General features: G+C 70.2%; 11 protein-coding genes. 3 read left to right on the top strand and 8 right to left on the bottom strand.

All coding sequences use genetic code 11. The annotated features are described in order from the left end of the window. Positions 1-46 precede the first annotated feature (46 nt). The 3 genes from QFZ75_RS34890 to QFZ75_RS34880 form a co-directional block, all read right to left on the bottom strand. Positions 47-832: an electron transfer flavoprotein subunit beta/FixA family protein gene (locus tag QFZ75_RS34890; protein ID WP_307543373.1), complete on the bottom strand. Its 786-nt coding sequence runs from the start codon at positions 830-832 to the stop codon at positions 47-49. Positions 833-1,056: 224 nt separating this feature from the next. Beyond that, positions 1,057-1,566: a flavin reductase family protein gene (locus QFZ75_RS34885; protein ID WP_307543372.1), complete on the bottom strand. Its 510-nt coding sequence runs from the start codon at positions 1,564-1,566 to the stop codon at positions 1,057-1,059. A 231-nt stretch (positions 1,567-1,797) separates the two neighbouring features. Further along, positions 1,798-2,220 carry a thioredoxin family protein gene (locus QFZ75_RS34880; RefSeq protein WP_307543370.1) on the bottom strand — a complete coding sequence of 141 codons (423 nt, stop codon included), beginning with the start codon at positions 2,218-2,220 and terminating at the stop codon, positions 1,798-1,800. A 75-nt stretch (positions 2,221-2,295) separates the two neighbouring features. Here QFZ75_RS34880 and QFZ75_RS34875 point away from each other — a divergent pair, with 75 nt between their 5' ends. Next, positions 2,296-2,712, top strand: a complete 417-nt coding sequence (locus QFZ75_RS34875; protein ID WP_307543369.1) for a DUF4395 domain-containing protein — start codon at positions 2,296-2,298, stop codon at positions 2,710-2,712. 190 nt (positions 2,713-2,902) lie between these two features. Further along, the gene (locus QFZ75_RS34870) at positions 2,903-3,631 is read left to right on the top strand and encodes a 1-acyl-sn-glycerol-3-phosphate acyltransferase (protein ID WP_307543367.1); all 729 of its coding nucleotides are present in this window, start codon (positions 2,903-2,905) and stop codon (positions 3,629-3,631) included. Positions 3,632-3,649: 18 nt separating this feature from the next. Here the strand turns inward: QFZ75_RS34870 and QFZ75_RS34865 are convergent, their stop codons facing one another. The 5 genes from QFZ75_RS34865 to QFZ75_RS34845 all read right to left on the bottom strand — a co-directional run bounded on the left by QFZ75_RS34865 (position 3,650) and on the right by QFZ75_RS34845 (position 8,336). Further along, positions 3,650-4,342: a B3/4 domain-containing protein gene (locus QFZ75_RS34865; protein WP_307543365.1), complete on the bottom strand. Its 693-nt coding sequence runs from the start codon at positions 4,340-4,342 to the stop codon at positions 3,650-3,652. 76 nt (positions 4,343-4,418) lie between these two features. Continuing rightward, positions 4,419-4,991, bottom strand: a complete 573-nt coding sequence (locus QFZ75_RS34860; RefSeq protein WP_307543363.1) for a transglutaminase family protein — start codon at positions 4,989-4,991, stop codon at positions 4,419-4,421. An 83-nt stretch (positions 4,992-5,074) separates the two neighbouring features. Next, the gene (locus QFZ75_RS34855) at positions 5,075-6,145 is read right to left on the bottom strand and encodes a low specificity L-threonine aldolase (RefSeq protein ID WP_307544992.1); all 1,071 of its coding nucleotides are present in this window, start codon (positions 6,143-6,145) and stop codon (positions 5,075-5,077) included. After that, positions 6,142-6,903, bottom strand: coding sequence for an SDR family NAD(P)-dependent oxidoreductase (locus QFZ75_RS34850; RefSeq protein WP_307544990.1), 762 nt, complete (start codon positions 6,901-6,903; stop codon positions 6,142-6,144). Before QFZ75_RS34850 ends, QFZ75_RS34855 begins: the two co-directional genes overlap by 4 nt. Before the next feature lie 38 nt (positions 6,904-6,941). Continuing rightward, positions 6,942-8,336, bottom strand: coding sequence for a DUF6421 family protein (locus QFZ75_RS34845; RefSeq protein WP_307543361.1), 1,395 nt, complete (start codon positions 8,334-8,336; stop codon positions 6,942-6,944). A 411-nt stretch (positions 8,337-8,747) separates the two neighbouring features. Here QFZ75_RS34845 and QFZ75_RS34840 point away from each other — a divergent pair, with 411 nt between their 5' ends. Then, a complete protein-coding gene (locus QFZ75_RS34840) occupies positions 8,748-9,431 on the top strand; it encodes a glycerophosphodiester phosphodiesterase family protein (protein WP_307543359.1) in 684 nt (227 codons plus the stop codon). Positions 9,432-9,437 lie beyond the last annotated feature (6 nt).

The raw sequence follows: 9,437 nt of genomic DNA, 5'->3' as shown, positions 1-9,437 counted from the left end.
GCGGCGACTGCCGGGCTCGGACGAACTTGTGGCCCGTGAGGCCGCATCAGACGAACTTGTGCTCCGCGAGGAAGCCGGCGAGCTGCTTGCCGCCCTCGCCCTCGTCCTTGACGATCGTGCCGGCGGTGCGGGCCGGGCGCTCGGCCGCGGAGTCCACCGCGGTCCAGGAGCCCGCGAGACCGACCTCGTCCGCCTCGATCCTCAGGTCGGAGAGGTCCCAGGACTCGACCGGCTTCTTCTTGGCCGCCATGATGCCCTTGAAGGACGGGTAGCGGGCCTCGCCCGACTGGTCGGTGACCGACACGACCGCGGGCAGCGAGGCCTCGAGCTGCTCGGAGGCGCTGTCGCCGTCGCGACGGCCCTTGACGACGCCGTCGGCGACGGAGACCTCGGAGAGCAGCGTGACCTGGGGGACGCCCAGGCGCTCGGCGACCAGGGCCGGCAGGACGCCCATGGTGCCGTCGGTGGAGGCCATGCCGGAGACGACCAGGTCGTAGCCGGCCTTCTCGATCGCCTTGGCCAGCACCAGCGACGTGCCGATGGCGTCGGTGCCGTGCAGGTCGTCGTCCTCGACGTGGACGGCCTTGTCCGCGCCCATGGACAGCGCCTTGCGCAGGGCGTCCTTGGCGTCCTCGGGGCCGACGGTCAGCACGGTGATCTCCGCGTCGTCCGCCTCGGCGGCGATCTGCAGAGCCTGCTCGACCGCGTACTCGTCGAGCTCCGACAGCAGGCCGTCCACGTCGTCACGGTCGACGGTCAGGTCCTCGGCGAAGTGCCGGTCGCCAGTGGCGTCGGGCACGTACTTCACAGTGACAACGATCCTCAAGCTCACGCCGGCTCTCCTACTGCATCGTCTTTTCTGGGCTGCCTGCTCAGGGGCAGCATATGCGCCTGAAGCGGCCCTTCCCGGTGGGGGCTACCCGCGCTCCGGACGAATATTACTCGCCAGTACGCACGAACTACGCTCCCGCAGGTCGTTCCCTCTAAGCAAGCGCTTTGAACTGTGACCTTCGCAACGCAGCGTAATCGGAACCCGACGCCCCCGAGAGCGCGCCGTCACTCCCGCAGCCCGTTGAACCGCCCCTGGTGGTAGAGGAGGGGGCCGCCCTCACCGGCGGGGTCGCCGAGCACCACCTCGGCCAGCACGATGCGGTGGCCCCCCGCCGGAACCCGCGTGACCACCCGGCACACGAGCCAGGCGAGGACGCCATCGAGCACCGGAACGCCTTCGGGTCCTTCCCGCCAGACGGTGGGTTCGCCGAAGCGGTCGGCGCCGCTGCGCGCGAAGGTGGCGGCCAGCTCCTGCTGGTGCTCACCGAGCACGTGGACGCCGACATGGTCCGTGCGGGACATCACCGGCCAGCAGGAGGCGCCGGTGCCGATGCCGAACGAGATCAGCGGGGGCTCGGCGGACACGGAGGCGAGCGAGGTGGCGGTGAAGCCGACGGGACCGTCGTCGCCCCGTGCGGTGATCACGGCGACGCCGGCCGCGTGCCGGCGGAAGACGGAGCGGAGCAGGTCCGGGGAGGCGAGTCGGGAGGTGCGGAGATCGGGCGTGGCCGTCATGGAGTCGTCCTTCTGCGCGAAACCGGGAACGGGAGGCCTGGACTGCTCAGCAGCCCGGACAGCGCCCGCCCGCACCGCGGACGACGGCCGGGGCACACGTGCGTTCACGCTCGGGGACCTCGAAGAGGGGCGGTTCCATGGACATACGGTCAGGCTGACGATAGGTGGCTGATGCAGTCAAGTGCGTCCCGGCATCTGGGAGAAGCGTCACCGGTGGCCTCCAACCTCTGGTCAGGGGGTTTCGACCGCCTCGCCGAGCGCGGCGATCACGTCGGCTCTGCGCGGCTGTCCGGTCGCGCGGCGTACGACACGGCCCTCGGCGTCGAGGACGAGCACGGTCGGCGTCTTCAGGATGTCGAGTTCGCGCACGAGAGCCAGGCGGTCCTCCGCGTCGATCTCGACGTGCCGCACACCCGGGACCATTTCGGCCACCTCGCCGAGCACCCTGCGGGTCGCCCGGCACGGGGCGCAGAAGGCACTGGAGAACTGGACGAGGGTGGCCCGCTCACCGAGGTCCTCGCCCAGTTCGGCCGCGCCCAGCCGCTTCCCGTCGTCCCGTCCGCGCACTCTGACCCTCCCGCTCCGCCGCCGGTTCAGCACTCCGTAGGCGCTCGCCGTCGCGAGCACCAGCACACACACCACGAGTCCGGTCATCCCCGCCTTCAGCGTTCACGCGACTGCAAAGATTCCCGCCGTCCAGGAAAGATCCTCATACGGAATGCTTGCCTCATGGACATCGACGTGAGGGGGCCGCGCTTCGGCGCGGCCGTGACGACCGCGGTTCTGGCGGTCGTGCTGATCACCGGCAGCGCCTGGCTGCTGGCCTGGCAGACGCTGGCGTTCGCGCTGGGCACGGCGGGCGGCGTCGGCCGCTCGCCCTACGGTCTGCTGTTCCGCCGGGTCGTCCGTCCGCGGATCGGCCCGCCGACGGAGTTCGAGGCGCCGCAGCCGCCACGGTTCGCGCAGGCGGTCGGCCTGGCGTTCGCGCTGGTGGGGCTTCTCGGCTTCACGGCGGGCCCCGAGTGGCTGGGGCTCGCGGCCACCGGGGCGGCGCTCGCGGCGGCGTTTCTCAACACGGCGTTCGGGTATTGCCTCGGGTGCGAGATGTACCTGCTCGTACGGCGCGTGACGGTTCGCACGGAGTAAAGGCCGCGTAAAACACCGAGGTGGATCAAGGGATGACGTGACGAGAATCTCGCCGAACCCGGGCACCAGGGCTGGTCACCCGTCCGTTCTTCGGGCACGATCTGCGCAATGCCGTAAACCTACGGCAGCGTAAGTTTCCCGCCGGGAGCCCCCCTTCCAGGCAGACCAGAGAGAAGGGTCCACGCCGTCCATGGCTGAGCTTGCCTACCGTCCCGCCATCGGTCTCGCCCAGACGTTGTTCAAGGCCTGGGACCTGAAGATCGACCTCAGGGGAACGGAGAACATCCCACGCACGGGCGGCGCCGTGCTGGTGAGCAATCACATCAGCTATCTCGACTTCATCTTCGACGGTCTCGCCGCCCTGCCGCAGAAGCGCCTGGTCCGCTTCATGGCGAAGGAGTCGGTGTTCCGGCACAAGATCTCCGGTCCGCTGATGCGCAACATGAAGCACATCCCCGTGGACCGCAAGCAGGGCGAGACGGCGTACGCGCACGCACTGGAGTCGCTACGCTCCGGCGAGATCGTCGGGGTCTTCCCCGAGGCCACGATCTCCCAGTCGTTCACGCTGAAGAGCTTCAAGTCGGGCGCCGCGCGCATGGCCCAGGAGGCCGGCGTCCCGCTGATCCCGATGGCCCTGTGGGGTACGCAGCGGCTGTGGACCAAGGGCCACCCGAAGAACTTCAAGCGCAGCCACATCCCGGTCACCATCCGCGTCGGCGAGGCGGTCGAGGCCTCCCGCGACAAGTACGCGGGCGCCATCACCCGGCAGCTGCGCGAGCGGGTCCAGGAGCTCCTGGAGGCCGCACAGCGCTCCTACCCGGTACGCCCCAAGGGTCCGGACGACACGTGGTGGATGCCGGCGCACCTCGGCGGTACCGCTCCGACCCCCGAAGAGGTGAAGGCCGCCGAGGCCCGCTGAGCCGCGGCTCCGGGGGCGCTACCGGGGATCCCGGACGGTGATCCGCGCCCCCGGGCTGAACTTCTCCAGCAGCTCGGCCAGTTCGGCGCCCGCGGCCCCGACGTCGGCGACCGGCATCGGGGCCAGGCCCTCCAGCAGGAAGATCGCCGAGGTCGACTCCTCGGTGAGGCGGGTGCGCGGCCCCTGGCGCCAGTTCCAGCGGCGGCAGGTGACACCCTCCCCGTCGCACCACACCACCTCACCGGCGTCGGGGCGCTCGACGGTCTCCTCGCCCCCGGCGACCGTCACGAAGTCCTCGTCGCCGGTGGCCCGCACGAGCCGCATCCCGCCGCGCACCCGGTCGAGGTCCTCGCCGCCGACCGGGATCAGGTGAGCGACGCTGATCGCGTTGTAGACGTCCACGAGCACGTTGATGCGGGGCAGGCCACCGTCCGACAGGGCCCGCCTGGCCAGCGCCTCCGCGGAGTTGCGCGTCCGCGACGGCTTGGAGCCGAAGGCCGTGTACACGGCACGCCAGGCCGCCATGTGCGGGTCCTCGTGCGGCGCGCGCCCTGCCAGCCGTACGGCGAGGCGGCGGGCCGCGTCGTCCAGGAGCCAGGAGCTGTCGTCCGTACTGGGCCCGTTGACGAGGCCGTGCGCCTCGACGGCGACGTGGGTGAAGCCGGGCGCGAGGGCGCGCACCTCGTCGGAGACGGTGAGCGGGAGAGTCATGGTCCGCCTTGCTCGTGGTGGCCGCCTTGGCCACTGCTGCTGTCTTCGCTGTCTTTGCTGTCTTCGCTGTCCGCGCTCAGAGCGCGGTGGGCAGGAGTTCCCACAGGTGCGGCCGGTCACGGGCGGCCCTGAGAGCGCTCAGCACAGCTGGATGCGGTTCAGCGTACAGCACTGGATAGTCCAACTCATTGGACTCCGGGTCGGGTGCGAAGGCCAGTCGCTCGCCGTCGAGGGAGAACCGCGCGTCCACGCCGGGCTTGTTGCCCCGGGGGTCCTGGCGGTGCCAGGCGCCGTGGAAGCGGACGGCGACGAGCCCGTGGACCACGTCGAACTTCTGGTAGCAGAACGCCGTCGGGATGTCCTCGGCCCTCAGCAGGGCGGCCAGCGCATGGGACTTGGCGTGGCAGATGCCGGTGCCCAGCTCCAGCACGTCGGAGGCGCGCCAGGTGACGCGGAGGTCTCCGGAATCCTGCGAGTGCGGGATGGTGTCGCGCATGAACTCGAACGCGGCCTGCGCATAGGCATACGAGTCGGCGACCTGACTCGCCAGTCGTACGGCCGCCGCACGCACCACGGGATGACGGTGGTCGACGACCTCGTCGGCGGCCAGATAGGCGGACAGGTCAGAGGTTTCCTGGATCAGCTCCATACCCGCAGAGCATAGGAACACGATCACCCGTGAGTCAATAAATTTACGAGTGATCGCATAACTATGCATTCAGTGGCGCGCCGCTACCGGGCCATCTCCTCCTTGAGGGCCGCCACGAAACCGTCGACGTCGTCCTCGGTCGTGTCGAAGGAGCACATCCAGCGGACGTCCCCCGCGGCCTCGTCCCAGAAGTAGAAGCGGTAGCGCTTCTGCAGGCGCTCGCTGACGTCGTGGGGCAGCCGGGCGAAGACCGCGTTGGCCTGCACGGCGTGCAGGATCTCGACACCGTGGACCGCGCGCGCACCCTCGGCGAGGCGCTGGGCCATCTCGTTGGCGTGGCGGGCGTTGCGCAGCCACAGGTCCTTGGCCAGCAGGGCTTCCAGCTGCACCGACACGAAGCGCATCTTGGAGGCGAGCTGCATCGACAGCTTGCGCAGGTGCTTCATGTGGCTGACGGCGTCCCGGTTCAGGACGACGACGGCCTCGCCGAACAGCGCGCCGTTCTTCGTGCCTCCGAAGGACAGGACGTCCACGCCGGCCGCGTTGGTGAACGCCCGCATCGGTACGTCCAGGGAGGCGGCCGCGTTGGCCATCCGGGCGCCGTCGAGGTGCACCTTCATGCCGTGCCCGTGGGCGTGGTCGCAGATCGCGCGGACCTCGTCGGGCGTGTAGACGGTACCCAGCTCGGTGTTCTGGGTGATCGACACGACCTGGGGCATCGCCCGGTGCTCGTCGTCCCAGCCGTACGCCTGCCGGTCGATCAGCCCGGGCGTGAGCTTGCCGTCGGGCGTGGGCACCGTGAGCAGTTTGAGGCCGCCCATGCGCTCGGGGGCGCCGCCCTCGTCGACGTTGATGTGCGCGCTCTCCGCGCAGATCACCGCGCCCCAGCGGTCGGTGAGCGCCTGCAGTGCCACGACGTTGGCACCCGTGCCGTTGAAGACGGGGAACGCCTCGGCGCTCGCGCCGAAGTGCCCGCGCATCACCTGCTGGAGGTGGCCGGTGTAGTCGTCCTCGCCGTACGCGATCTGGTGCCCGCCGTTGGCCTGGGCCAGGGCGGCGAGCACCTCGGGGTGGGCACCCGCGTAGTTGTCGCTGGCGAAGCCGCGCACCTGCGGGTCGTGGCGCCGCCGGGCGTCCGTCTTCGCGGGGTTCACGGCTTCTCGGTCAGCCACAGACGCTTTCCGTTCACTTCGGCGGCGGGCTGCTCCCAGACGTCCACGATGGCTTCGGCCAGGTCCTTGACGTCCGTGAAGCCCGCGAACTTGGCGTTCGGGCGCTCGGCACGCATCGCGTCGTGCACCAGTGCCTTCACCACCAGGATGGCGGCCGCGGACGTCGGCCCCTCGGCGCCCTCGGACTTCCCCGCCTTGCGGAAGTAGTCGGCCATGGCCAGCGTCCACGCCTCGGCGGCGGCCTTGGCGGCCGCGTACGCGGCGTTGCCCGCGGTGGGCTTGCCGGCGCCCGCGGCGCTGATCAGGACGTAGCGGCCGCGGTCGCTGCGCTGCAGTGCCTCGTGGAAGGCGAGGGAGGTGTGCTGCACGGTGCGGATGAGCAGCATCTCCAGGAGGTCCCAGTCGTCGAGACTCGTCTTGGTGAAGGTCTCGCTGCCGCGCCAGCCGCCGACGAGGTGGACCAGGCCGTCGACACGTCCGAAGTCCTTCTCGACGCGGGTCGCCCAGTCCTTCGCGGACTCCCGGTCGAGCAGGTCGACCGTGTCACCGACGACGGTGGCGCCGCCGTGGGCGTAGCGGGCCGCGTCCACGGCCTCGGCCAGGCGCTCCGGGTCGTTGTCGGAGCCGACGACCACGGCGCCCGCCTCGGCGAGCCGCAGCAGGGTCGCCCGGCCCACGGGCCCGCCCGCGCCGGCCACCGCGATCACCGCGCCGCTCAGTGCCCCGTTCCCGTTCCCCATGGTCTTCGCCTCCTGAGCAGTGGTGCGGACGCGGTCGCTCACGCGGCCACCCGCTCGGCACTCGCCGTGATGCCCCGGGTCGAGGCGATCACGTTCTTCAGTTTCTTGGAGAGTGCCTCATAGAACATGCTCAGGGGAAACTCGTCCGGAAGCACGTCGTCCACCAGTTTGCGCGGCGGCAGCGTCAGGTCCAGGGCGTCGGGGCCCTTGGCCCAGCGGGATCCCGGGTGCGGGGCCAGGTACTGGGACACCAGGTCGTACGCGGCGAACCAGTGGACCAGTTTCGGGCGGTCGATGCCGTCGCGGTACAGCTTCTCGATCTCGGCGCACAGCTGGTTGGTGACCTGCGGGGCGCGCTGCCAGTCGATGAACAGCTTGTTGTCGGTCCAGCGCACCACGTCGTGCTTGTGCAGGTAGGCGAAGAGCAGCTGCCCGCCGAGTCCGTCGTAGTTGCGCACGCGGTCGCCGGTCACGGGGAAGCGGAACATCCGGTCGAACAGCACCGCGTACTGCACGTCACGGCCCTGCGGGACGCCGTCGGCCTCCAGCCGCACCGCCTCCTTGAAGGCGGTGAGGTCGCAGCGCAGCTCCTCCAGTCCGTACATCCAGAACGGCTGGCGCTGCTTGATCATGAAGGGGTCGAAGGGCAGGTCTCCGTGGCTGTGGGTGCGGTCGTGGACCATGTCCCACAGGACGAAGGCCTGCTCGCAGCGCGCCTGGTCGCCGACCATCTCGCGGATGTCGTCGGGCAGTTCGAGGCCGAGCGTGTCCACGGCCGCCTCCGTGACCCGGCGGAAGCGGGCCGCCTCACGGTCGCAGAAGATGCCGCCCCAGCTGAACCGCTCCGGGGCCTCGCGCACGGCGATGGTCTCCGGGAAGAGGACGGCCGAGTTGGTGTCGTACCCGGCGGTGAAGTCCTCGAAGGTGATGCCGCAGAAGAGCGGGTTGTCGTAGCGGGTGCGCTCCAGCTCGGCCAGCCAGTCGGGCCAGACCATGCGCAGGACGACCGCTTCGAAGTTGCGGTCCGGGTTGCCGTTCTGCGTGTACATGGGGAAGAGGACCAGGTGCTCGAGGCCGTCCTCGCGGTGCGCGGCGGGCTGGAAGGCCAGCAGCGAGTCGAGGAAGTCGGGCACCCCGAAGCCGCCGTCGGCCCAGCGGCGCAGGTCCTCCACGAGGGCCGCGTGGTACCCGGCGTCGTGCGGGACGAGCGGTGACAGCTCCTGGACACAGTCCATGACGCGGCGCACCATCAGGTCGGCGTCGGCCGGATCGGGGGCGCCCTCGGCGTCGAAGTCGATCGATCCGTCCTTGGCCTGCCATGGCCGGATCCGCTCCACGGCATCCTTGAGCACGGGCCAGGCCTGGTGGCTCACCACCCTGCTCCGGGGAGGAATCCGCTCCTCCGCACCCACCTGCACAAGAATTTCCGTCATGACCCATCCTCCACGGGAGAACCTCGCGTATGGACACCGTATGTGTCGATCGCTCTCCGCCACAAGTGGAGATCCGGGAGATTATCCTGCACTCTCACAATTTCACCGCTGTTTTTCCTGCATTGCGGCGCGATGGCGCATACTTCCGCCGTCCGCTGGGTAGCCGCCGGAATTCGGTCAACCCGTCGGGGCAGCCCGGTCAACCAGCCGGGGACTCGCCCACGCGGGAGTGAGCCGGAAAGAGGGCCCGAGGGTGCGCGAAGGCCCGACCGCCCGGCCAAAAGGCGCTGTTCCCGGCCACCGGAGCGGGTCCGGCGACCGCCCGGAGCACTAGGCTGCGGCCTTGCCGCGCGGGTACGGGACCGCAGCGCGCGGCAGCCGAGCCGCCGTCGACGGAAGCGGAGTCATCCCTTGAACTTCCTCACCATCGGTCATCGCGGAATCATGGGTGTCGAACCGGAGAACACCCTTCGTTCCTTCACCGCCGCCCAGCAGGCGGGCCTCGACCTGATCGAGCTGGACCTGCACCTGAGCAAGGACGGCGCGCTCGTCGTCATGCACGACGCCGACGTGGACCGGACGACCGACGGTTCGGGGCCGATCGCCGAGAAGACCCTGGCCGAGCTGCGCATGCTCGACGCGGGACGCGGTGAGCGCGTCCCGGTGTTCGAGGAGGTCCTGGACGCCGTCACGGCCCCGCTCCAGGCCGAGATCAAGGACGTGGCCGCGGCCCGGGCGCTGGCCGAGGTCATGAACCGGCGCGATCTGGTCGGCCGGGTCGAGGTGCTGTCCTTCCACGACGAGGCGATCACCGAGACCGCGCGGCTCGTGCCCGGTGTGCGCACCGCGCTGGTCGCCAGCCGGTACGGCGTCGACGTCGTCGACCGGGCGACCGCCGTCGGCGCCACCACCCTCGTGCTCAACATCCGGCGGCTGACCCTGGAGGTCGTCGAGCGCGCCCGCAAGGCGGACCTGCGGATCATCGGCTGGGTCGTGAACACGCAGGACCACCTGCGGCTGGTGCGCGCCCTGGAACTGGACGGCGCGACCACCGACTACCCGGAGATCAAACGCACCGGCCGCTTCACGGCGTAGCCGCCG

The sequence above is a fragment of the Streptomyces sp. V3I8 genome, from assembly GCF_030817535.1.
In the GTDB taxonomy this organism is placed as follows: domain Bacteria; phylum Actinomycetota; class Actinomycetes; order Streptomycetales; family Streptomycetaceae; genus Streptomyces.
The sequence above is the reverse complement of the archived record's forward strand: the minus strand, read 5'-3'. Positions and strand labels throughout refer to the sequence as shown.